Origin of the sequence: Parapedobacter indicus, assembly GCF_900113765.1 — a bacterium.
Lineage (GTDB): Bacteria > Bacteroidota > Bacteroidia > Sphingobacteriales > Sphingobacteriaceae > Parapedobacter > Parapedobacter indicus.
Window position 1 is genome coordinate 717,346 of record NZ_FOQO01000002.1, and the last position, 23,535, is coordinate 740,880.

Annotated in this window: 18 protein-coding genes; 4 read left to right on the forward strand and 14 right to left on the reverse strand. The window is 49.3% G+C overall.

What is annotated here, in order from left to right:
* Positions 1-9: 9 nt before the first annotated feature.
* Entirely contained in the window at positions 10-2,343 is a 2,334-nt protein-coding gene (locus BMZ56_RS06465; RefSeq protein ID WP_218146480.1) for a glycoside hydrolase family 20 protein, read from the reverse strand.
* 180 nt (positions 2,344-2,523) lie between these two features.
* On the opposite strand from BMZ56_RS06465, the gene BMZ56_RS06470 reads away from it, so the two are divergent.
* Positions 2,524-3,468 (forward strand): AraC family transcriptional regulator, encoded by a 945-nt coding sequence (locus BMZ56_RS06470; protein WP_245893105.1) that lies wholly within the window; start codon positions 2,524-2,526, stop codon positions 3,466-3,468.
* Here the strand turns inward: BMZ56_RS06470 and BMZ56_RS06475 are convergent.
* From BMZ56_RS06475 to BMZ56_RS06500, 6 genes are all read right to left on the reverse strand, one after another.
* Complete coding sequence (locus BMZ56_RS06475) at positions 3,465-4,877, reverse strand: sugar MFS transporter (protein ID WP_245893107.1); 1,413 nt, start codon at positions 4,875-4,877, stop codon at positions 3,465-3,467. The two genes, BMZ56_RS06470 and BMZ56_RS06475, sit on opposite strands and share 4 nt — an antisense overlap.
* A gap of 172 nt (positions 4,878-5,049) precedes the next feature.
* Positions 5,050-6,195: an acetyltransferase domain-containing protein gene (locus tag BMZ56_RS06480; RefSeq protein ID WP_090625818.1), complete on the reverse strand. Its 1,146-nt coding sequence runs from the start codon at positions 6,193-6,195 to the stop codon at positions 5,050-5,052.
* A 43-nt stretch (positions 6,196-6,238) separates the two neighbouring features.
* Positions 6,239-7,087 (reverse strand): DUF4886 domain-containing protein, encoded by an 849-nt coding sequence (locus BMZ56_RS06485; RefSeq protein WP_090625687.1) that lies wholly within the window; start codon positions 7,085-7,087, stop codon positions 6,239-6,241.
* A 135-nt stretch (positions 7,088-7,222) separates the two neighbouring features.
* The gene (gene creD, locus BMZ56_RS06490) at positions 7,223-8,686 is read right to left on the reverse strand and encodes a cell envelope integrity protein CreD (protein WP_090625689.1); all 1,464 of its coding nucleotides are present in this window, start codon (positions 8,684-8,686) and stop codon (positions 7,223-7,225) included.
* A gap of 52 nt (positions 8,687-8,738) precedes the next feature.
* The gene (locus BMZ56_RS06495; RefSeq protein WP_090625691.1) at positions 8,739-9,032 is read right to left on the reverse strand and encodes a winged helix-turn-helix domain-containing protein; all 294 of its coding nucleotides are present in this window, start codon (positions 9,030-9,032) and stop codon (positions 8,739-8,741) included.
* On the reverse strand, positions 9,032-9,661 hold the full coding sequence (locus BMZ56_RS06500; RefSeq protein ID WP_090625692.1) for a hypothetical protein: 630 nt from the start codon (positions 9,659-9,661) through the stop codon (positions 9,032-9,034). Before BMZ56_RS06500 ends, BMZ56_RS06495 begins: the two co-directional genes overlap by 1 nt.
* Before the next feature lie 146 nt (positions 9,662-9,807).
* Between BMZ56_RS06500 and BMZ56_RS06505 the strand changes: the two genes are divergently transcribed.
* Together BMZ56_RS06505 and BMZ56_RS06510 are read left to right on the forward strand one after the other, a co-directional pair.
* The gene (locus BMZ56_RS06505) at positions 9,808-11,052 is read left to right on the forward strand and encodes a metallophosphoesterase (RefSeq protein ID WP_177195059.1); all 1,245 of its coding nucleotides are present in this window, start codon (positions 9,808-9,810) and stop codon (positions 11,050-11,052) included.
* A 380-nt stretch (positions 11,053-11,432) separates the two neighbouring features.
* Complete coding sequence (locus BMZ56_RS06510) at positions 11,433-11,987, forward strand: hypothetical protein (RefSeq protein WP_090625695.1); 555 nt, start codon at positions 11,433-11,435, stop codon at positions 11,985-11,987.
* A gap of 70 nt (positions 11,988-12,057) precedes the next feature.
* Here BMZ56_RS06510 and BMZ56_RS06515 read toward each other — a convergent pair whose 3' ends face one another.
* The 7 genes from BMZ56_RS06515 to BMZ56_RS25400 all read right to left on the reverse strand — a co-directional run bounded on the left by BMZ56_RS06515 (position 12,058) and on the right by BMZ56_RS25400 (position 22,336).
* Complete coding sequence (locus BMZ56_RS06515) at positions 12,058-13,425, reverse strand: sulfatase-like hydrolase/transferase (protein ID WP_090625697.1); 1,368 nt, start codon at positions 13,423-13,425, stop codon at positions 12,058-12,060.
* A gap of 11 nt (positions 13,426-13,436) precedes the next feature.
* Positions 13,437-14,870 carry a RagB/SusD family nutrient uptake outer membrane protein gene (locus tag BMZ56_RS06520; RefSeq protein WP_218146482.1) on the reverse strand — a complete coding sequence of 478 codons (1,434 nt, stop codon included), beginning with the start codon at positions 14,868-14,870 and terminating at the stop codon, positions 13,437-13,439.
* A gap of 11 nt (positions 14,871-14,881) precedes the next feature.
* Positions 14,882-18,316 carry a SusC/RagA family TonB-linked outer membrane protein gene (locus tag BMZ56_RS06525; protein ID WP_177195060.1) on the reverse strand — a complete coding sequence of 1,145 codons (3,435 nt, stop codon included), beginning with the start codon at positions 18,314-18,316 and terminating at the stop codon, positions 14,882-14,884.
* Positions 18,317-18,524: 208 nt separating this feature from the next.
* Complete coding sequence (locus BMZ56_RS06530; RefSeq protein ID WP_090625701.1) at positions 18,525-19,742, reverse strand: FecR family protein; 1,218 nt, start codon at positions 19,740-19,742, stop codon at positions 18,525-18,527.
* A 90-nt stretch (positions 19,743-19,832) separates the two neighbouring features.
* Entirely contained in the window at positions 19,833-20,411 is a 579-nt protein-coding gene (locus tag BMZ56_RS06535) for an RNA polymerase sigma factor (protein ID WP_090625704.1), read from the reverse strand.
* Positions 20,412-20,535: 124 nt separating this feature from the next.
* Positions 20,536-21,600 carry a helix-turn-helix transcriptional regulator gene (locus BMZ56_RS06540; RefSeq protein WP_090625707.1) on the reverse strand — a complete coding sequence of 355 codons (1,065 nt, stop codon included), beginning with the start codon at positions 21,598-21,600 and terminating at the stop codon, positions 20,536-20,538.
* Positions 21,601-22,042: 442 nt separating this feature from the next.
* A complete protein-coding gene (locus tag BMZ56_RS25400; RefSeq protein ID WP_143072862.1) occupies positions 22,043-22,336 on the reverse strand; it encodes a hypothetical protein in 294 nt (97 codons plus the stop codon).
* A 47-nt stretch (positions 22,337-22,383) separates the two neighbouring features.
* On the opposite strand from BMZ56_RS25400, the gene BMZ56_RS06550 reads away from it, so the two are divergent.
* Positions 22,384-23,478 (forward strand): slipin family protein, encoded by a 1,095-nt coding sequence (locus BMZ56_RS06550; RefSeq protein WP_090625711.1) that lies wholly within the window; start codon positions 22,384-22,386, stop codon positions 23,476-23,478.
* The last annotated feature ends 57 nt before the right edge of the window (positions 23,479-23,535 follow it).

Below are 23,535 nucleotides of genomic sequence, written 5' to 3' on the forward strand. Positions count from 1 at the left end.
ACTTCGTTACTAAATCTTCTCCACCCAATTTTCGAGCAGGTACCGGCAATTGAGCACCTTCTCCATCAGGTCGTCAGGCACATAAAAATAATGGTTCGTGGCTTCGAAACCGATGCGCGAATCCGCGGATTGCAGTTCATAAAGGCGACGGGCCAGCTTGATTTCACTCAACAGCAACTCCCTCAGCCTCGATTTCGCCCCCGAGCGATCGGCTACGGTGCCGAGCTGATCGCGGTGCCGGATAAAATCCGCCTGATTGGCCACGCTTCTATACAGGATCGCTACCGCTTCGGCGATACTCAGCTCCCGCTCAAATTCCAACCGTTGTTCCTTCGTCAACGTCAGGGATTTCGTTCGTTCATTCAACGTAGCCAACGAACGGTCAAATCCTTCCGCAACCCGATACAACTGGTTGATAAACACCTCTTCGGGATAAATCGATCGCCAGCCTTTTAAATCGTCGTAACCGATGCCTACCATCGTTGAGGAATAGCCTGTAGCCTCCTTCCACAATAGATTGGCCGGGCCTGAGTGCACGGGTGCTTGGTAGACTACACCAATGTGGTAGGGAAATTCCCGAAAAGCTTTACTAAACCCATACCAAGCGTCCACCATATCTTCGGCCGCTGCGCCGTAACGCCTTTTCGCCACCTGTGTCAGGGCGTCACGCACAGAAATACGATCATCGCTTCCAATCACCGAAACCACTTCCAGATTTGGCGAACCCGGATAGCCGCCGAGTGTCCACCCGGTCAGCAATCCACTCACCTTTTCATCCCGGAGATTGACAATATGCTGTGCCACATTTTCCAGTGCCGGGATATAAGGTACGCCGCCGCACTCCCAAGTCGTGCCGGCCTGTATCTTTGCCAAAATCCGGAGGCCGTGTTCGCGCGCGATTGCCCAGTGCCTTTTCGCCCGCGGACCCGGACCGATTGCGGAAATGGAATATTCACCCACCTTGCTCTCTACTCCGCCTCTGTTGATGGGCAAACTCCATTCGCTGACACACATATACGAAATATTGGAAGGCAACTTCGGAATAATATTTTCAGCCCACCCATCCGGCCAAGCCCAATCCCACAAGATCAGTTGAGGGCCGGCCCCCTTATAGTCACCCACCTCTTTCCGGTACCTTTCCATTCCCTTCCGGATTCCGCTTTCATAGACGCGATGGAGCTCCACAATGACGGCTTCTGGCCCCTTCGAAGCGCAACGGGGGCACGTATCCCCTTTAAAATGCGACCAGCAATGCGTGGGGTTTTCGGATGCCGAGATCGTAAAGAAACCAGCCAAATCGGGCACTGCCGACACAATCTGCGCGATTGCATTTTCCAGGTAGTTCTGGACATCGGGATGACTGGTGCATAACGCCGCGTGCTGCCCGCTTGTCACGCCTTTAAGCTCCGGATGCTTCTCAAAAAATGACAACGGTTGACGCCTCGGCTCATTGAGATACAGATAGATACCAATACCCTGACGCTTGCACTTTTCGATCAACTTCTTGAGATTGGCCAATCGCGTCTCCCAGCCCTTGCTAACGGCGGGATCCCAGGGAAAAGGCGTCAGATTACTCAGCACGATGTGCATCCAGGTGCCATCTAACCCCGTAGCCGCCATCCGCTGCAGGTATCCGTCTGGATACGGATCGAGGTCTGTGTCCAATAGCGGATCTCCAAATAACGTAAAATATCCGTATCCAAACCGGGGTGAAAAGTTTGACGCTAAGGTTTCTGTGCGGTGTTTAGGCGCAGCTGAAAGGTCCTTAACGAACTGAAACAGTGGCTCCTCCCGGGTTATCTGCAACTCCGAAAATTCCTGTTTGACCACTTCCCGAATCCAATTTTCAGCACTTTTATCGGTCGAAGAAGACCAAGTGAGTAATTCGCAATCGGGCTTCAGATTACCCAATTTCACATTCAGAAAATCGTCTTCCTGAAGCGTAAACTCCATTTGTTCCGCAGTCCAGCCCAACAGCGCTTCAAGTTGCGTTTTCGGAAGCAGGTGCCAATTCCTCCGGATAATCGTCACGTAACTCCGCCGCCATTGTTCATCGGACACCGGCTTCGGCCTATCTAACCCCATCGCCTGTCCCAGCTTGAGGAGTTGGTTTTCGCTGGCTCCCAGTATCGACGCCATTCGCGCCAGGGGAACCAAGTTCCAATTTCGCCACACGAATGCGTGCAACCGGCCGGGAAAATGCGGGAATGGAACCGGCGGATGTTGGATAAAAGGGAAAGGAAGACGGCCCATTGAAAAGGCGTTGCTACCAAGCAGTACCGGGGAAAGCAGTGCCGCCGCACGGAGGAACCCCCTTCTGGAAACGGATAAATCTATCGGCATGTTATTAAGTTTACATGGCTAAGTTAGGCACTCCAACGGGAGCAAAAAATGCATTATCCCACTATAAAAATACACTTTTCGATTTATTCACCCTCATAAACAATGTATTTATATTATCTCAAATAGGATTGACGAAGGTTTTACTTATATTTCATGCATTATTCGATTAGATTAGCCTGTATGAAAGACTTGCTTAGAAAACCAAAAATAAGAGACGGATTTGAGGGGGAAAAAGTGATTTATATACCCGAAAAGATCTTGAAAGATGCCAAAGATCGAACACCGGCACTATTTCCTATTTACATTACCCAAATAGGTTACTTTCCGAAAGCAGCACATCATTATAGGGAAAGAAAAACAGGATGCCATGAAAATATTCTTATTTATTGTACCCGGGGTAAAGGACATTGTATACTTGATAACAAGCAGCATGAGGTTAGCGCCAACCAATTCATATTAATACCAGCTACCGACAAGTATATATGCTATTGGGCAGACGAATCAACGCCGTGGACTATTTACTGGTTTCATTATACAAGCGACCAGATTGATGTGATTAATAAGTCACTACACATTACCGTTTCCGCCTCACCCATCGCTATCCCGGCAAATGAAAATTCTATCCGAGTTTGGCATACGATCTATAAAACCCTGGAGATGGGTTATAGTCACGAAAATTTGGTAAGTGCATCCTTCTCTCTTTTTTATCTGATCGCAACTTTTTTATTCCCTGAGCGGCATGTAGACGATAAAGATCGCGGAGACATTATTATAAAAACCATTGAAGAGATGCGCAATAACTTACACAAAAAGCTTACAGTCGAACAGATGGCGTTAAAAAATAGAATGTCAGCATCTCATTTTTCCACGCTTTTCCGCAAAGCCACCAACATGCCTCCCATCGACTACTTTATTCAATTAAAAATGCAAAAAGCCTGTCAGCTTCTCTATTTTGGAACCAATCACGTCAAAGAAATTGCGATGGAACTTGGCTATGACAATCCCTATTACTTTTCTAGGCTATTTAAAAAAAACATTGGAATCTCACCGAAGGAATATCGACAGATGAACCAGGTTATCGGTAAAAAAGGTAAAACCACGGAATTTATAGCAAACGGGGGCTAATGCCCCCCTGCCACCGGCTCAGATTGCGTAATCTTTCCCAGTTTGCGACTGCAATACAACCCATATCCAGCGACATACGCATAACACACTGCTGGAATGACAAAAGAAGGTTTCAGCCCAACGGTATCAGCCAGCCAGCCCTGTAGAAGCGGAATTAGTGCACCGCCCAAAATTCCCATTACGAGCAAGGACGCGCCCTGACTAGTATGTGCGCCCAGCCCGGTAATTGCCAGCGTAAAGATATTGGACCACATGATCGAATTGAATAACCCTACGGCCAATAAGGTCCACATGGCCCAGCTTCCTGTACCCAATACCGTGGCGAGTATCAGTCCAATATTCACTAAGGCAAACACCATCAGCGCGCGGGCAGCCACCGACTTTCCGATGGCAAATGCCACGAAATTTAATACAATAAAAATAAGGAAAGTAGCGATTTGATTAAAGGAAAGATTCACGATGCTGTAAATCACCAGAAAAACCGCTATTGCCGCCACCACCATATAACTCATCTTTTTCGTTGCATTCAATCTGTCATTCAGTGAAATCGAGCCCAGGAACCGGCCGATCATCGCGCCGCCCCAATACAGGGCCAGGTAGTTTTTGCCGACCTGTTCATCCAGTCCCATCACATCCGGTTGACTGATAAAACTGATGATCAAGCTTCCGATTGCCACTTCCGCACCGACGTAAAAGAAAATGCCCAGCACACCGCCGCGCAACTGCGGGAAGGCCAACGCCCCCAGTTTACCGCCACCTACTTCCTCAGCCTGAAACCTCGGTAGCTTGATCATTCTTACAAACACTGCCAGCAATACAAACAGTAATCCGAATATCAGGTACGGAATCTTGGTGGCATCCGGTGTAATCTCACCGCCTTCGGCAAAAAATTCAAAAACCAAGTATCCTCCCAATACGGGTGCAATGGTCGTTCCTAATGAATTAAATGCCTGGGCCAGATTGAGCCTGCTGGACGCCCCTTCGGGCGGTCCTAGAATGGCCACGTAGGGATTGGCAGAAATCTGCAGCAACGTAAATCCCAAGCCAAGCGTGAATAACGCCAGTAAAAACATCGGGTATACGGCCATCTGTTCTGCCGGATAAAACAATAAACAACCCAGTGCGGAAATTAACAGTCCGATGATAATCCCTCCCTTATAGCCAATTTTATTGATCGGATCTCCGGAAAAATAAGATACGGCAAAATAAATTACTGATCCGATGAAGTAGGCCCCGAAAAAAGCAAATTGCACCAGCATCGCCTGAAAATAATTCAGTTGAAACAACGCTTTCAAATGCGGAATGAGGATGTCATTCATGCAGGTAATAAAACCCCACATAAAAAACAAAGTGGTCAAAGTGGCTAAAGAAACGCTGTAATTCGATTTAGCATCCTGAGGTTGCGTCATAATTATTTATTTATACCTGCCAAACTTAGATAAATTTGCTTTAATATAATCAAAAATTTTATACAATAATTCCATTCATATAAAGCAACGTTATTTGCAGCGGCCTGATTTCATAAGCGTTCGTTATTGCTGCACAGTTATCGATCTCTCCGTTGCTGTTAGGAAACGACTGCTACAGGTAGCTCAGCCACATTAAATCCCGGTTTCGCTGCTTGTAAGCCCCGTACCAGCGGCAAACTGGATACAGCGCTCCAACCACGCCAAGCCACAACAAATAAACCGCCCAAAGCTCCAGGCCACCGGCGCCTTCCGGTCGGCCAAAGTTGAAACCAAACCTAAAATCGGCCGGTGAGAAACCCTGTGCAAGCAGCACGACGAATAAAAGCGGGTGGATTACATACCAATGCAACAAGTAATAGAACAGCGGTACCCTACCATACACTTCCAATACAGTTGTCATGCGGTTACCCGCACATTCGGCCGAGGAAAGCAATAAAAACATCCACCCGAGCATCCCCAAATCAAACAACAACGACGGCGGGTATTTGGTAACGTTGATAAAAGACAAGAACGTAAATAATCCATTTTTCTGATCACTCCAAGGCAGTGGATCGCCATAGATATTGAACGTCCGCAATCCGACAAACACGCCAATGCAGACGAGTCCGACGATGGCAAACAGCCGCCGCCTATCGAGCCGGGGGCGTTCAAACCACCTGCCACACCAAAAACCGACAAATAAGATGGCGATCCAAGGAATAGGCGGATAACCAACCACTAAGTTGTGATTTTCCCCGAGGGGAATCAAACCTGGCGCGAACAACGGTGAGGTCAGGGAGAAAAAATTATGCAGTCCAATAACGGCCAGACCAATTACGCCAACTACTTTCGGATTCACGGTAAGTAAGGCACCCAGCGTAATAAGGCCCAAACCGATGGCTGCAATGACCTGCATGAGAAACACATTGAAATGCACATCGAACCAAATTCCGAAATTGACAAGGGTAAACTCAAGCACCACCAACCATAGCCCCCGGCTAATGAGAAATCGTCGAGTAGTTCCTACATCGCACCGTTTCTGGGAGGAAAGATAAGCCGATGCACCCGACAGAAACACAAATGTCGGTGCGCACAGATGTGTAACCCACCGCGTGAGAAATAAAGCTGGTGTGGTAGACAACAGATCGGTTGGATCTCCCGAAAGTGATCCGATATGCATCAGGTCGCGGATATGGTCAAGTGCCATGAGAAGCATCACCAATCCGCGCACCCGGTCTATGGAATGTATCCGGGTAGTAAGGGGATGACGTACTTCCATTTGGGCATGCATTTAACTGCAGTATCATCACTGCGGATGTGACCTATGGGCTTACCTCCTCGATTTCATCCACTGAAATATTCGTCACCGAAAACGGTTGTTGGACCGCCGCGTGCGCGGCCTGTTGCGCTACCTGCGCTTCCGCTAGGGATACCTGTTCCGGGCGATATTCGGCTACCGGGGCCTGTTGGCCAAATAAAGATTCAAACCACGTACAAGCAGCGATAAACCGCCCAATGTGCAAATCCAGGTGATACCCGTCGCGTGTCAGGTTATCGCCCAGCGCGGTCCGTGCATTTTGAATGGCTGTACCGCTGGGAATTAACCGATCGAAGGGCATCAATGCTTCCGCTTTTGCAGATGCATCCATAATGGCACGATACATGGTCAGTTGATCGTGGTTGTAATTGGCAAAGCCTTTGTGCGTAGAAGTAGGTGCGTACGCCCAGGTTTGATGCCAAACCACGTGAACGCTTCCACCGGTTACACTATCTATATATTGAAATACTCCCTTGAGCGGTTCCACATAGGTATCAAACTTGCCCGATAGCGGGCTGGCCTGCTGAAGCGATACGTAATCCCAATGCTCGTCCTGCAACGCGGTACAAATACGGATTTTTTCTGTGGTGGTTTTCTCGCCGTCCACACCGATCTTCCGGTAGCTATAAGCCGGATTATCCGTTTGCACATTTTTCCAATGCAACGACAAAGGTGCCCCGCCGATGTACAGGTTACCAATGATCATCGGCTTGCCCGATACCTCGGCCAATTCATGTAAATATTGTTCAACAGCATCCTGCGAAAAGCTGTTGCCAATTGCTAAGACGCGGAGTGTATCTGTAGCCTGCCCATGCAGGTTGAATGCGATGAATACAAAAAGTAACAACCACATCGATCGATTAACTATTACCATGCTCAATTATAATAAAAAAACAGACGAATTTTAAAACCCCATCGGAAATTTCTACTTTTTAGAAAAAAACGCCAGCCGCTCACAGTCGGCTGGCGCGAAAATTCCAACCAATCGCTAGTTTAGGGGCGTAGGTACGGTGGTCTCTTCCGCATCATCGCGCATCCAGTTAATGCGTCCGGAAAAATACATCAACAGGGCTACCGTGACAAACAACCCAATGCTACCAAATAACAGTGCCATATCCTGCAGTTGGATGATCACAAAAATAAACACATAACATACCGCAAGGATTGCCGAAAAGATCAGCGCTACCCGGCGCCGGTGCAAAAGCTGTGCAATGAAGCCCCCAATCAGAGCAATGGTAGCCACCGAAGCAATCGCATACGCCGCATTGAAGCCCACGTGTTCTGAAAAAGAAAGCAGCAACGTATAATATACAATCATAGCCGCACCGATGAGCACATATTGGATGATGTGTATCCGCCGTTGGGTGATCACTTCCGTAAAAAACAGTGCCACGAATGTCAGCACAATAATCAAGATGGCGTATTTAGCTGTGCGTTCCGCTTTTTGATAATGATCTACCGGCTGGAGAAACTGGATACCAAATCCCGTAGCTTCGTGTGTTTTATGCTGCGCTACGGCGGCAGGGACATCAGGAAATGTCCCCTCACCTGCATAATAATCGCCACTATCATCCGGTTCCATACGCTCGCCGATGGTTGCTTGAGCGGCCGTCCATTGCTGGGGTAACATCCGCGAAAAGTGCGGCACCTCCCATTGCGCGGAAAAACCCGAATCACGGATTTCACGTTCATCGGGCAGAAATTTCCCATAAAACTTCGGTGCACCCCAATTTCCCGTAGCCTCCACGTGGGTATGTTTGGCCAGTTGTAGGAAGCGGAGACTTTCGCTGCCGCGGAGATCCAGGGTAAACGCAAAGAGTAGCTGTTCCCATGGCTCGCCCGAAAGCTTGGGTGCGACCACGAGGTTGCTGTTAAATACCCCAATATCTGCGTATTCCGTTTCCGGTTCGTAGGCCTGTTCACCCACCGTAATGGTCGGACTGTTTTTAAGGCCCCGGAGATCGCCTACTCCGATGGCAAGCCGCGCCTTTTCCCACAATACCTGCTCGGGAGTTACATCGGCCTTGGCTAGGTCAAGTGCTCCAAACCGGCCTTTCATACCTACCTTGGCTTCGTATACGGCCGCATCAAATATACCCCGGTGCAGCAATTTGGTATCCGTCTCGGCAGTAATCTGAAGATCTTCCGGCAGCAGGTATAGGTACTGAATGCGCTCTTCGAGTTTTTCCACTTCACCCACCATCGTCTTGACCATCGTTTTATAAGGCACCACCAATACAGGACCACCCAACACCTGTGGACCAGACCAACTGCGGCCAATTTCAGCGACTACACTCCGCTGCCGTTGCTGTCGTTCCTGAATGAGTGAGGTAATCTGAAACGAAGGAATTAATAATACGATGGCTAAGAGACCGATTACGAAAAGCTTAAGGGTTACCGAATTATTGAGCCAATAGCCTAATCCGGATGTCAACTGTGTTTTTGTTTCCATTTTTCTCAAGGTTAAAAGCACTTTGCATTACAAAGTAATTAGTCAAAAAAATTTATTGTTTCTGTTGTTTAATTAAATTTTCCAATGTTTCCAGGTGTTTGGCAAATGCTTTTTTTCCCTTTTCAGAGGCGCAATAACTGGTATTCGTTTTACGGCCTACAAATGCTTTATTTACTTCGATGTAAGCCACTTTTTCTAATGCTTTAAGGTGTGAGGCTAAATTGCCATCGGTTACTCCGAGCAATTCCTTGAGCGCGTTGAAATCGTACCTTTCATTGGCCATCAGCACTGCCATGATTTGCAGGCGCACCCGGTTTTCAAATGCCTTATCGAAATGTTCGAGCATCACGCTACCCCCCGCTCGTATTTGACGTACATGATAAATCCATAGAGGATATGTAGCACACCGAATCCAAGCGACCAAAAAATGAGGCTATAACCCGGCAGGCATGCCGCCAGCAGTCCCAGTACAATCTGTAAGATTCCCAATCCTTTCACGTCGCGGTAGGTATACTGGCTCCCGGCCACCAGCGCTAATCCATAGAAAATCAAGCAGGCGGGGGCAACCAGGCCGTAGGTTCCGCGGGCAATCATCACCAGCACGAATAAACCACCCGCAACCAGCGGTACACCCACTGCGTTAAGCAATCCACGGCTCGCTGGATTCCAAATGCCCTGTCCCTGTTTGCGTGCTTTCCGTGCCGATAGCCAAATGGCCGTGCCTATCGACAGCAGCAGCACCACCGAAGCGATGATCACCAGCTTAACCAACACCGCCTCTTCTGTCACGTAATGGTCGCGGTATCCTACCTTACTGGACAACCCGTAAACCTCGCGATAACCCAATGCCGCTCCCACCAGGGCATAGCATCCGGCCAGAATTCCGGATAGACCGCTCAATGAGATAAATTTGGCCGACCGCTCCATCAGGTGACGGATGGAAAGCAATTCGGATTGCAGTTGCTCATGATTCATAATAAAAGCACTTTGAGTTACAAAGTAAAGAAAGGTATTTCACATTTACAAGGATTTTTTGATAAATGTCGGTCCTTTATATGACGTTAGGTCAACACAGCTTACGTAATGTTTGTCCGATATTTGCGTCTTTACATGTAAAAACAATGAAAACCCTTCTTTTTCTTCTTATATTCTTTGCTTGGCTGGTGTATTACGCCTTTACGGCGGCATCCATCGGACTTGAGTACCTAGATGAACCTGCCCGTCAGCTATGGCTGGCAGGCTATTCGGTCATTGGTATTTGCGCCTTGGCCAGTCTGGTCGTTTACCGCCGTTTGTCAGACAACGGCTGGCCCAATGCCGTTGTCAAATATACCGTGCACACGCTCATTGCCGTATTCCTGGGGATGTTGGCCACAGCCGCCGTCATGTTTGTCGGCGATGTGTTGATTGGCATTAAGGCCGTGTTTACCGGGTTGCATGTGGCGTGGGCCGCCCCGGCGTCTGCCGAAAGCACCGTCATTTCCCGAAGTCCTTTTGTGGGCCAATTAGCCCTCTTTTCAGGTGGTCTGTTGTTCCTCGGTTTGTTATACGGGGTGTCGCGGCGCTATCGGTATCAGGTCCGGACTGTGCAGGTTCCGATTGGCGGTCTTCCCAAGGCATTTCACGGGTTGCGTGTCGTTCAACTTTCGGATATCCACTCGGGAAGTTTTGACAATCCTGCTGCTGTGCGCAGGGGTGTGGACAAGGTGATGGCGCTGAAACCGGATCTCATCCTCTTTTCAGGAGATCTCGTAAACAACCGAGCGGACGAGTTCGAGCCATATCTCGATATCTTCACCCATCTCCGTGCGCCGCTGGGTGTCTATTCCGTGCTGGGCAATCACGACTATGGCGATTACGTTCGCTGGCCTTCGCTCGCCGCTAAACAGGAAAACCTTCGCCGGCTTATGGACTATCAGCGTCGGGCTGGCTGGCAGCTGTTGCTGAATGAATCGACGACATTACATAAAGATGGAGACTACCTTACCTTACTTGGTGTCGAAAACTGGAGTGGCCGGGGTGCTTTTTCCCGGTATGGCAACCTAACCCGGGCGCTTTCGGGTACATCCCGTAATCAACCGGCTATTTTACTGAGCCACGACCCTTCGCATTGGATGGCCGAGGTAGTGACCACTCATCCACAGATTGTCCTTACTTTAAGCGGGCATACGCATGGCATGCAATTCGGCTTTGAATCGCGTTGGCTTCGGTGGAGTCCCGTGCAGTATTTTTACAAACAATGGGCGGGTCTGTACCAGCAAGGCCGCCAGTACCTGTATGTAAACCGTGGTTTCGGCTTCCTGGGCTACCTCGGCCGGTTGGGAATGCCCCCCGAAATTACCCTATTGGAATTGGTGCGCGCCTAATGACTTCTGGAAACCATGATTACTGATCGACCCGTTTTCGATTCCCTTCGCGCTGGTTGGCTGGCACCGGGCATGCAACTCATGCCTGGTGCCGGACAGGGTTAGGCGCTTCACCCTGCATGTTTCGTGGCCACAAATTTACAGTTCTGCAAGCAAATTGCCTGTACGCTTTGTGCGCAAGCGGACACCCGACTGTCCGCTATCGAACAGCCTCTCTTTCCGTCCAAAATACATCTTATTGTTTTTCAGAACATTACAGTTTTGGTATAAAAATGTAATGGATTGGCACATAGGACAACGCCAAAACCTGGGGACGCCCGGTAACGCGAAAGCCACTGGAAATAAAAAAGAACAAAACAATAATTGTAAAAAAAGAAATCATGAAAACGCTCGTAATTATCGCACTCTTTGCCACTGCCAACCTAGGAACTTCCCTTTTTGCCAATCCGACTGAAACACCGGACGCTACTCCTGCGACTGCCTTCAAATCGCAGATCGCCTTTCACCAATTTACGATCAGCACCTTGTGGAAACAATACGATCTAGCGGTTCAACGGATCCGCAACAGCGTAGGAAACCACGCCAGTCTTGAACGCGACGAAGCCTTCTTCATAAGCGTGTACCAGCAAGACATCGACAATGACATCCGAGTAGAAGAAAGCAAAAAAGCCATTACCGACATTAAAGCACGGTACCTCAGTGCGCACGAAAAACGCTCCGCTGAAGAAGCCCTTCGCATCGCTGCGTTGCAAATTCAACTGAAAAATGCATTGAAGCGCGAAGCAAAGGCATTGAACAAAACGAAACGTACGTATGCAGGCCTTGCAAATACGTTGCCTGTATTCGCAGAAGTGGAAAGCTACGTAAATGAATCCATCGAACGTGTCGACATGCTGTTGGCTGATTCCGACGAAATTACCATTGCCACCCGCTAATATACCGCCGATATTAAAAAAAGCCCCGCTTATCGCGGGGCTAGCGTTAAAAACAAGCCGATCTCATCGGTCATCGAGCAGCAGCCCGTTCTTTCTCATATGTTGTCCTCATCTTTACCAAGGTGTCCTCATAAGCGGGGTCATTGGCTACATTAACGCGCTCTTGCGGATCCGTCGCAAAATCGTAAAGCGCCTCATAATTGTGCTCCGTATATTTCATATACCGCATCGTCTTCGTGACCACGCCCTCCACTTTGGGCAATTTGGGGGTACTGAATACCGTATGTTCATAAAAAAAAGCAGCACGTTCATCGACATTGCCACGCGCAAGATCAACCAGGTCAATTCCTTGCATCCGTACCGGCACGGGTAGTCCGGCCATTTTCAAAATAGTAGGCGCTACGTCTATATTTAACGCGATCGATGAGCTTTTAACATCCTTCAACGCTTGCTCCCGGGGATCATAAATGATCAGCGGAACATGAATACCCACGTCAAACCCGTACCATTTCCCCATGATTCCATGCTCGCCGAGGGAAACGCCATGGTCACTTGTATAAACAATGATGGTGTTATCTTCAAGATCCAGGGATGCCAGTTTCTCGCGTATCCTCCCCACCGCTTCATCCAAACCTGTAATCAGACGGTAATAATCCTTTGCATTCCGCTGGAAAAGCTCGTCGGAGGAAAAGAAGCCATGCCAGCGTTCCCGCGCTATATTTTCGTCTGTGCGAAAAAAATCCGGAAATGCATTCCAATAGCGTTCATCCGCTGTTTCCGGCTTAGGAATCGTAACGTTCTGGTAAAGAACTTGATGCCTTTCCGGAACAAGGTAATGGGCGGGCGCATCGGCAGTAGGATCGATCTCGTGGGCTGCACTGAACCCTAGGTACAGATGAAAGGGCTTATCGTTTGTCTGTTTTTCCAACCACGCTTCGGCCTTACGGACAATATTATCCGTATTGTGAACTCCATCGGCCATCCATGGAACGCCTGATTCCCAATAATCGTAATAGCCGCTGGGTGCGATATTACCTACACCATACAGGCCGATGGATGCCGTACTGTAACCGTTTGCCTTCAGCACGATGGGAAAAGTTTCCAGCATCGCCTGATGCGTAAAATTGGTGGTAAAATCGTTGATGCCGTGACGGGCACGGTGCTGCCCGGTCAACAAACTGGCCCGGCTTACCGAGCAAATCGCCGTCGTTACATAGGCATTGCTGAACATAACGCCCGAATGGGCCAACTGGTCCAAATTGGGAGTAATCACAAACGGATTCCCCGCCGCTCCAAGGGCATCCGCCCGATGACTGTCTACGACAATGAAGACAATATTGGGCTTGGACTCCGAGGGAGGTGGGTTGGACGATTCGGGCTTCGCCGACTTGGAGCAGCCAAGCAGAGATAATGAGCAAAATAATAAGAGCAATCTCATAATTTTCTAATTTAATAATCTGGATTCTGTTCGAGCTGATTTATTAATATCTGCTCCGCAGGAATCGGGGCCAGCAGATGAAAAGGTTGAATATTTTTCCCCTGAGCCCTTAATACCTCCAGGGCACGGTCGGTACGCAACAAATCATACCAACGCTGGTTCTCGAAGCAGAATTCCACTTGCCGCTCCTGTTCAATCAACGATGTCAATTGGGCTTTGGTTAAGCCCGATAGATCGTCCATCAATCCGGCACGAAACCGTACCTGTTCCACAAAAGGAATTGCTTCGTCGGTGCGCCCCTGTTCGTTGAGTACTTCCGCATACATCAGCAGTACATCGGAATAACGGAGGATGGGAAAATTATCACCGCTCCACCCCAACGTCGCGCTCTGCGGACCTTTGTATTTGGCACAGTAAAAAAACTCATCATCTATGCCGTTCAAATCTGGGCCGACCCACTTACCGATGGATACTTCGTATCGCTTGTCGCCGTCCTCAAAGGCCTCCAAAAGTTCGGCAGTGGGCCGTATTGAACTGCCCACTGGCAGCGCGACATTCGGCCGGCCCGTCACCTCACCAGCGGACGTGGCAGGCGCATTGAAGAAGATAAACGTATTGGCCAACGCCGATGCACTTTCCGAATACTGGATGGAAAACAGCGTTTCATAATAATCCTTATTCATGGGGTCAAATACATCCACATAATCAGGTAGCAATCCATGGCGGCCTGATTGAATGACGGCATGCAAGTGTTGCTCGGCAGCGGCATAATTTTTACTGGTCAGGTAAACTTTACCCAATAAGGCTTGGGCAGCTCCTATATTTGCCCGTCCCAGTTCTTCCGTATCGCCGATATTACCGAGATATCCGATGGCGGTTTCGAGGTCTGAGACAATTTGCGCATAAACTGCTTCAACGGGCGAACGCTTGATACCCACCGCCTCTTGGCCCGTGACCTCTTTGGTAACCAGCGGTACCCCTCCAAACTGACGTACGAGATCGAAATAATACAACGCACGTAGAAAGTACACCTCGCCAAGCGATCGGTTTTCCAGATTTGGCGTTGACCAGACATGTTCCAGCGTCTCCAAAGCCCGAATAGCGGTGTTGCAATTGTATATCCCGGTATAGGAATTACTCCAGAAGCTCTCATGCGTGATGCTGGCAGGACTTAATGTAAACCCATCGCTCCGCGATTGCTCAATGTTGGTATTCAGGGCTTGCGTGGTCATGTTGTCTGATTTTACCTCGTTGATATCCCAGTTCACCGTTTTCCCCAGATTTCGCAGGGGAATGTAACCTGCGTTGACCAGTAAGATAAACTCCTCGTCAGATTGGTAAAAATTGGATTCGTTGAGGCCCGTCTCCGGATAGAGGTCCAGAAACTCATTAGAACATGAAACAGATAGCAGCGCCAGGGCGAATATGATTGGACGAATTCTCATGATTTTGCAGATTAGAATTTAACATTTAGGCCAGCGGTAATAATACGGGGAATCGGATAGGCATTGAAATCAAAACCCGGGGAGAGCGTATCATCCACGTTTGACGCTTGCCCCTCCGGATTTGCCCCCTTATAATCAGTCAAGGTCAACAGGTTTTGTGCGCTTACGTACACCCGAAAACGTTTAAAAGTGGTTGTTCCGCTAAACAGTCCTGTGGGCAAAGTGTAACCCAGGGATAGATTCGTGACGCGTAGATACGATGCATCCTCCAACCACAAGGTATTCACACGGTGAACAATCTGTGGACCGGCCGCGTGCATCCCATCACCGGGGTTATCCGGGCCACGCCAGCGATTCACCCATTCTTTCCCGATATTAAACAACCCCTGCAAATTATCGGTCGTTTGCCGGACACCGTTCATGATATACCCGCCCTGGCGCCCGTTTAAAGCAATGGAAAAATCAACATCACGATAAGTCATCGTACTCGAGAAGCCAAATGTAAAGGCAGGATGCGGGCTGCCCAATGTCGTGTAGTCCAATATCTCTGTAACGGAGCCATCGCCGTCGAGGTCCCGGTATTTAGGCCATCCTGCGGTAGCACCGGGGTATTTTGGAACTTCAGGATTGTCAATATCCGCTTGCGAATAAACGCCATCGAGGATAAAGCCATAGAACATACCGATTGGCTTCCCGACTTCGGAATAATTGGAGGCGCGCCCGTCGACGCTGCCCGAGAGAATGGGGTCGTTATTCTCGTTGGTGGCTATAATCTTATTGCGGTTAAACGCGATGTTAAAGCCCAGATTCCACGTAAATGCCCCTTGAAACGGAATAGCATCGATGGCCAGTTCGACCCCTTTATTTTCCACGGTTCCCTTGTTTACCAACTGCGTGGAAAACCCTGTAATCGTTGGGATATAGTCGTTAAGCAGCATTCTTACACTCCGGCGCCGATAGAGATCGGCAGTAAAGGAAATCCGGTTATTCAACAGGTTCAAATCCAATCCAGCGTCGATTTGCTCCGACTCCTCCCATCCCAAATCTGGATTGGAAAGACTGATTGTAGCCGCAGATACCGTTTTATTGTTGAAGACATACTGCGTGGCATTGACGGACGAAAGATGCGAATAGTTTCCGATGTTATTGTTACCGCTTCGACCATAAGACGCCCGTAGCTTCAATTGGTCTATTGCGCTGACATCCTTTAGGAAGTCCTCTTCCGATACGCGCCAGGCAACCGCCGCCGACGGAAACAGGGCAAAGCGGTTGTTCGTACCGAACCGCGACGATCCGTCGCTGCGAAGCGTCGCTGTAAACAGATACCTATCGTTGTACGTATAGTTGACCCTCCCTAAGTAGGAAATCATGCTCCATTCATTGATGCTTTCACCCCAAGAAGTAATTCCAGGCGCGGCATTGATCGTTTCGATGAGGTCATTGGCAAAAGGACCCGCGTTGAGATTGAGCGATCTTGCCCTGCTCTTTTGTGTTGTGTAGCCCAATAAGCCGGAAACAACGTGGTTACCAAACGCTTGTTGATAATTCAGCGTATTTTCCACCAGCCAATTAAAGCTTCCCGCACGTACACGGCCCGCCGTTGCGGACCCGTCGCGCGGCGCTGCATTGGGCGAGCCGACCGTGCTTGGCACGAACACATTGTTATTGGTGGTATTGTATATGGTACTCAAAGCCGTCCGAAATCGAAGCCCGGGAATGATGTCCCATTGAAAGGCAACATTCCCCAAGTTACGGAGCTCATTATATCTGCTGCTGGTTTCTTCCAACATAAATAGCGGATTGGGGAAACTCCATGGATTAGATGCATAGACGTTGGCTGGCATCTGGATAAAGGGAATCAGGTTCCCCATCTCGTCATAGGCATCCATGTTGGGAGGAGCCCACAGTGCGATGCTCATGGCCTCGCTGCGACTTCCACCACTTGCTATACGATCCTGATCGACGTAAGAAGGTCGTAACGAGGCATCGATCTGTATCTTGTCATTGAATTTATAGGTGTAGTTGAAATTCGTAGAAAAGCGTTTGAATCCGGAGTTATAAACCACGCCATCCTGATCGTAATAACCAAAACCGAGGTAAAACCTCGAACGATCCATTGATTTCTGTAAATCAACCGTATAATTCTGCACCACGGCATCACGCAGGATCAGATCGTACCAATTGGTCCCTTCTCCGATGTTTTCTACGTTTTGGTAAATTACGGGGTAATCAGACTCAACAGGTTCGCGGTTCAGCCGCTGCCGTACACCTGCCGCGATCCGGTCACGCTGGTAAATCGCGAAATCCTGCGCGTTCATCATCTCCGGCCGGCCCCGCTGCGGAATCTGATTGACACCGACATAGGCGGAAATGTTGATCTCATCCGTCTCTTTTCCAGCATTCCTGGTGGTAATCAAAATAACCCCATTGGCTCCCCGCGAGCCATAAATAGCAGTGGAAGACGCATCTTTCAACACCGATATGTTCTCGATATCGGCAGGATTGATAAATGAAAGCGGGTTCAGATCGAAATTGGTAGACGATGAGTAGGGCATGCCATCAATGACATAGAGCGGTTCATTGCCCGCACCCAGCGAGCCGGCTCCACGGATCCGGATAGACGTACCGACACCGGGCGCACCGGACCCCTGCTGGATCTGCACCCCGGCTATCCTGCCTACCAATTGCTGATCGATCGAAGTGACGGGCTGATCGCCCAGCTTTTCTGCCGAAATATCGGTAACCGAGCCGGTCAGGTCGCTGCGCTTCATGGTACCGTACCCAATCACTACGACCTCATTCAGATCGCTGACAGTCGCCTGCAGCGAAACATCTATCCTCATTCGGCTATCGATCGTTTGTTCAACGGCCTCAAATCCGACAATTGAATAGGAAATTACAGTGCCTCCTTCGGGAATAGTAAGCGTATATTGCCCATTGGTATCGGTTGTAGTCGCGACGGAAGTGCCTTTCACCCGGACCGTTACCCCGTCGAGCGGCCTCCCTTCCCCATCGGTAACCCGCCCGACAACGGCGTTTTGCGCGAAGGTTTGGGGTTCTGATACAGTAGGATTAGTACGTGACTGTTGGCGATTTGAACGCGTGATGATAATCGTACGGTCTTCGACATACCAATCAAGATTTTTTTTGGCTAATATAACAGCCATTGCATCGACCAAATCTGCCTGTTTTACCTCGGCATCAATACGCGTTTGGGCTATTTGGTCGCCCAGAAAAAAGAATGAATATCCTTGCTGATGCTGTATGGTATTCATGACTTCCTGAAGCGTCATACCACGCGCTGTCAACGTGATTTTCTGCGCTTTGGTTTCCGCTGTAGCTTGCAGGACCAATGCCAGTGTAATAAAAACCGTTATCTTCATAATCAGGATGAACCGGTATCGTATGGGACAAGTATCTCCCATCACAAGTTGTAAAAAACTCATATATTTGGATGTTTGGATAGTAAAATTGGTTAAACTCCACGTAGCAATACGCTGGCATACAACGGTCCAGACATATCGGCTGGATGGTGCTGCTAACACCATCCGGCTTTTTTATTGCTGTTTCTAAAGGGTTATTCAGGAACTGTCTCTTTCATTACGCTCAATTTAATCGGTTATTTATTTTGGTTACATATGCTATGCGGCTATTTTACTCCTCACTGTTAATGATGAGTTGATATCCCGCTTCTCGCGGGATAACCTGAAATTCCAATCCGGCCTTTTCCAGTATTTTCAAGATCGCTCCCAACGATTTATTCCGTTCAATCTTGCCATAGAATTCCACATTGGGTATTTTGTGCGGGTAAACCAACTCCAAGTCGTACCATCGGCACAGTTGCGCGAATGCGCTTTCCGGCGAGTCTCCATCGAAATAAAAAAATCCATCTTTCCAAGCCGTAAAGGCACCGGTGTCTACCGTTTCAACACGCCCGGATGATCCGTTGACCACCGCCTGCTGGCCGGGTGACAGGACAAGCGGTATATACTCACGGTTGAGGGAGTTTCCATAATTTATGAGTACCTTTCCTGCTACAAGTGTTGTCCGAGCTTCGGATTCATCCGGGTAGGCACTAAAGTTGAATGCTGTACCCAGCACTTCAATCGTCTGCCGTTGGTTCACTATTTTAAAAGGCCTGTTACTGTCGTGCGCGACGACGAAATAACCTTCACCTTCAAACGTTACCACGCGGTCGCCTGCTCCAAATTTACTTGGGTAACGCAATGTGGACCCGGCATTAAGCCATATATTGGTTCCGTCCGAAAGCGTGATCTGATACTGACCGCCACGGGGTACGGAAATGACCATCGGTTCCGAGACGTCCGATGATGGATACTTCCCGGCGGTGGACAGCACTTCACTGCCATCGGCATACCTCAATGTATCGCTGACCAAAATACCATGCTGCGATTCATCCAGTGTAACCGTCTGACCATCGGGAAGGGTCAACATAGCTCGATTTCTTCCCGGCGGGATATCAGCTATTTGGGCAGCAACAAGCGTTTGGTCAACGGATGAGCGCATGTGATGATCGAGCAATAGCCAAGCGGTAATCATCAACGGCATAATCGCAGCCGCGGCAACATATCGCAGCCACGGGCGGCCAAATTTCGCCATCGTCGCAGCGGTTTTCGCCAATACAGCCTCTTCCATGCGGTCGAATCGTGCGACGCCATTTTCACTTCCCCAAAGCTCGTCAAACGTTTTGGTGTCGGCCATAAGGGCTTCCTCATCCAGCAAACGATCTAATAGCGCACGGTTGGCCGGATCGGCTGCCACCCACGCCTCCAACCGGGATGCTTCTTCGGGCGTAATGCGCTCCTGAAGTTTTTTCAGAATCAATGTGGGTATATCTTCAGGCAACGGCATGCTCTCTTTTTCCTATCTATTAATAGATACAAGAAAGCCGAAAGAACCTGTCACAAAAAATGACTTTTTTTTATTATGTTTAGCTAACCCTCAGAAAATAAAAAAAATGAACAACAGATAAGGCAAGCCCTTACCCTTAAAAATCAGCCGTAGGGCTTGTGTAGCCCTTGAGCGGGCGAGGAATACGGCGTTGTTGCTGATGCCCAGCGTCCGGCAGATTTCGTCGGTCGTGAAACCTTCGAAATAACTGAGCCGGAAAACCGTAGCTTGTTGTGGTGGTAGCCGATCCAGTTCCGCATGGATACGCGTTATAGTCTCTGCGTGGATCATCCTGGTGAGTATGTCGTTATCGGGTATCGGGAGGCCTTCCGATAGTTCCTCGGATTGCGCCTGGCGCTTCGTAGCAGACGCATTTAAATGGTTAATACATGCATTGCGCGTTGCGATATAGAGAAAGGCCTTTATGTTTTCAATCGACACAAATCGCTCACGCGATTCCCAAACCTTCACGAAGCAATCCTGAACAATTTCTTCCGCGACAGCCGTATCGTTCACCAAATTCTGGGCGAAGTAGGTAAGTGCTCGCATATGCCGCTGCATAAAATACCGCAGGCCCTGTTGGCGACCTTTCTTTAATAAACTCAAATGATGGTAATCCCCGGCATTCATTGGTCGCGAATATATCACAAAGCAGGAAGAAAGATCACTGCCTCTCCAAGCTTATCTGTTTTTTAACAAAAAGATAATACGGTTAACAATGGTACAATTCTCCTTGTTTAATTCCAAACTGGCATTACTGCGGCAGGGTTACGAGCGGTTTATCCGAAGTTTCAGCCATTAGTCTAGTCTCGTCGTACAACGCCTGCATCTGCCCAATGCGCCGGGTGATGCGTCGCTGCAGATCACGCGGCGACAGCACCTTCAGGGTTTCACCAAAGCCTAATAGCTCCCGTTCCAATTCGAAGTTGAGCACTACGCAAATACAGATAATGGCACCGGTTTCATCGTGTTTCAACAACTCCTGCGATGCATGCAGTGGTTTCGTCAATACATAAGGCACATGGCGGGGATGTACCCATAAAACAATCTTCCTTCCGCGGTCACGTCCTGATTTAGTTACACCGACCGTGTCGGCATAGTATCGCTCAAAATCCACCCCGTCATACTCCACAAACCCATTGGCAGCCATTTCCTGTACCTCTACGATGCGATCCAATGCCAGCGTTGCCAACACCTTTCCCTTCTTCGGCCGGGCGATAAGAAACCAGCGGTTACGGTATTCTTTCAGCAGGTAGGGATAATAGACACCCTGCGTAGGCACCGCAGCCTTGAAAGATTGGTACTCAATGAGCAACGGCACCTTACGAAGGATCGCCTGATGCAGGGGGGTAATGAAGTGAAGCCCTTTCAGCTGGCCATTGCCCTCGAATTGGATATGGCTGTGCCCGCCGGTAGTGCGTTGTTGCAGGGTATTTTCCAGCCGGGCCACCAGATCGCTCATCTCTTCGAAGTACTGAAATCCGTTCAGCTGGCGCAGTACCGATACCACTTCCCGCATTTTTTCCATATCTGCATCGTTGATGGGCGAATTAGAGATGCTGTAATCCGGATCGGCGTAGGCATAGTATTTCCGATCATTGACCACGATGGGTGCATTGTATCCCAGCTTATCACTCCGCATCAACTGAATATCAGCCTGGATAGTACGTTTGCTTACCCCATCCTTGATACCTTCATATTCATATAGCGCATCGGAAACCTTTTCAATCAGGTTCTCCAGTGTCCACTTGCGATAGCGATTACGCAGGCAATTGTCGATGGTTTTATAACGGATGAGGGCAAGTTTGTTTGTTGCCATAGCAGTTGGTGTTGATCTTTCGCGGTTCAAATATAATCGTTCCGCCGATAACTACGCAATACAATTGCGCAGTTATAATTACCATTCGAATAATCCGACAGGAAAATAATTTTATAATACTATTATACAATCACTTATAACAAAATTACCCACCCGTTCCAAACTACGCAAAATCACTGCGCAGTACTGGGTGCATCTTTGTACCGTCAGCAGATGACAATTTGTTCTTTGACAACGACCTGAGTTGACACGAGGCCCTGGGGCACACGTTTCAAATGGCGTAGCGGTGTGGCCACCACTGGTGGTCCATATACTGGCCGAGGGAAGCAAAGGTTGTTTTTATTACGTTGGTGTCGTGGGTTCGACTCCCACTGCCGGCCAAGCCGGTATAGCTCAGTGGTTAGAGCACAACTCCCATGCAGGTTCGAGTCCTGCTTCCAAGTTAGGTTTGGAATCGCAAAATTGGTACATGCAAAGAAGGGATACTTTTCAAATTTCCCACAGCAGAAAGTTGGGCAGGCACGGCATCCGTGGTACCATTCGGGCACCGCAACCGCCGTTGGGCCTGCAGCCGGGCAACGAAGGAAGAGGCCCCGGTCTGGACGGCTACCGCCCCGTCATGCCAGCCGCCCTGCCTACGGGCAGGGACATGCCGGCGAACGGGGAGAATGCCCACAGAACGGAGATACGCCAGCGCCGCGTCCGGCTCCGCCGCAGCGACGGGAAATCCCGGCATGCCCAACTTTATTTAAACGAATGGATTAATTTTTAAACAATAACACGATGGAAAAGGTAAACATCACTACCAACACGGTTGGTCTGGTTTTCAGGAATGGTGAATTGAAACGCGTACTGGGCAAGGGCTCCCACTGGCTTTTCTGGGGAGAGCGCGTACAACGTTTCGATATGACCAAGGCATTTGCGCCGGAGCAGGACCTACGCACGCTACTTGCCTACGAACCGCTGGCCTCCTTGCTGGAAGTGGTGGACGTGGCCGACAATGAACTGGTGCTCGTTTACCAGGACCAACGCTTTGCCACTGTGCTCACTGCGGGCAAATATGCCTTCTGGAAAGATGTGGGCGGCTACCGTTTCATCCGTACCGAAACCGCGGAGCTGGAAATCGACGGAGCGATTGACCGCAACCTGCTGGGTAGGCAGCCGCTCTATCAATATGTGCGAGCTTATACGGTCGAATCCTTCGAAAAGGGGCTCTTGTTTGTAGACGGCAAGTTTGACCGCGTGCTGGAACCGGGCACCTATGTGTACTGGAAAAACAGCACGACCATTGCGGTAACGAAGACGGATATGCGCCAACTGGGTATGGAGATCCTCGGACAAGAGATCCTGACCAAGGACAAGGCACAGCTGCGCATTAACTTCACGCTCACCTATCAGGTAGTGGATCTGGTGAAAGCCGTAGTGCAAAACAAAGAGTTTGAAAAACAGCTCTATGTGCTGGTGCAACTGGCCCTGCGCGAGCTGATTTCCAACAAGGGCTTCGACGAGCTGATGGAAGGCAAGCAGGGAATCGGCAATGCGGTAAAAACTGCCTGCATGGACAAAGCCGAAGCCCTTGGGGTACGGCTTGTCGACTGCGGCGTGAAGGACATCATCCTGCCGGGTGACGTGAAGGAGATCATGAATCAGGTGCTGGTGGCCGAAAAGCGCGCCCAAGCCAACGGCATCACCCGCAGGGAGGAAACCGCCGCGATGCGCAGCCTGCTGAATACAGCGAAGCTGATGGAAGACAACGCTATGCTCTGGAAAATGAAAGAGATGGAACATGTGGAGAAAATCGCCGAAAAAATCGGTGAGATCACCCTCTCGGGTGGTGGAAACATCGTCGGGCAGTTGAAGGAGTTGTTTTCCAAATAATTAAAATCACGTACCTTGCCGAGGGAGTTTGCGCTCGGCAAGGTTTAACTGTCAAAA

Excerpts from the sequence above, each read along its gene's own strand:
- BMZ56_RS06550 (WP_090625711.1), top strand. The coding sequence starts at position 22,384 with ATGGAAAAGGTAAACATCACTACCAACACGGTTGGTCTGGTTTTCAGG.
- BMZ56_RS06485 (WP_090625687.1), bottom strand. The coding sequence starts at position 7,087 with ATGTGGTTGTTACTTTTTGTATTCATCGCATTCAACCTGCATGGGCAG.
- BMZ56_RS06500 (WP_090625692.1), bottom strand. The coding sequence starts at position 9,661 with ATGAATCATGAGCAACTGCAATCCGAATTGCTTTCCATCCGTCACCTG.
- BMZ56_RS06475 (WP_245893107.1), bottom strand. The coding sequence starts at position 4,877 with ATGACGCAACCTCAGGATGCTAAATCGAATTACAGCGTTTCTTTAGCC.
- BMZ56_RS06535 (WP_090625704.1), bottom strand. The coding sequence starts at position 20,411 with ATGAATGCCGGGGATTACCATCATTTGAGTTTATTAAAGAAAGGTCGC.
- BMZ56_RS06540 (WP_090625707.1), bottom strand. The coding sequence starts at position 21,600 with ATGGCAACAAACAAACTTGCCCTCATCCGTTATAAAACCATCGACAAT.
- creD (WP_090625689.1), bottom strand. The coding sequence starts at position 8,686 with ATGGAAACAAAAACACAGTTGACATCCGGATTAGGCTATTGGCTCAAT.
- BMZ56_RS06495 (WP_090625691.1), bottom strand. The coding sequence starts at position 9,032 with ATGCTCGAACATTTCGATAAGGCATTTGAAAACCGGGTGCGCCTGCAA.
- BMZ56_RS06530 (WP_090625701.1), bottom strand. The coding sequence starts at position 19,742 with ATGCCGTTGCCTGAAGATATACCCACATTGATTCTGAAAAAACTTCAG.
- BMZ56_RS06505 (WP_177195059.1), top strand. The coding sequence starts at position 9,808 with ATGAAAACCCTTCTTTTTCTTCTTATATTCTTTGCTTGGCTGGTGTAT.
- BMZ56_RS25400 (WP_143072862.1), bottom strand. The coding sequence starts at position 22,336 with ATGCCGGGATTTCCCGTCGCTGCGGCGGAGCCGGACGCGGCGCTGGCG.
- BMZ56_RS06480 (WP_090625818.1), bottom strand. The coding sequence starts at position 6,195 with ATGGAAGTACGTCATCCCCTTACTACCCGGATACATTCCATAGACCGG.
- BMZ56_RS06465 (WP_218146480.1), bottom strand. The coding sequence starts at position 2,343 with ATGCCGATAGATTTATCCGTTTCCAGAAGGGGGTTCCTCCGTGCGGCG.
- BMZ56_RS06510 (WP_090625695.1), top strand. The coding sequence starts at position 11,433 with ATGAAAACGCTCGTAATTATCGCACTCTTTGCCACTGCCAACCTAGGA.
- BMZ56_RS06525 (WP_177195060.1), bottom strand. The coding sequence starts at position 18,316 with ATGAGTTTTTTACAACTTGTGATGGGAGATACTTGTCCCATACGATAC.
- BMZ56_RS06470 (WP_245893105.1), top strand. The coding sequence starts at position 2,524 with ATGAAAGACTTGCTTAGAAAACCAAAAATAAGAGACGGATTTGAGGGG.
- BMZ56_RS06515 (WP_090625697.1), bottom strand. The coding sequence starts at position 13,425 with ATGAGATTGCTCTTATTATTTTGCTCATTATCTCTGCTTGGCTGCTCC.
- BMZ56_RS06520 (WP_218146482.1), bottom strand. The coding sequence starts at position 14,870 with ATGAGAATTCGTCCAATCATATTCGCCCTGGCGCTGCTATCTGTTTCA.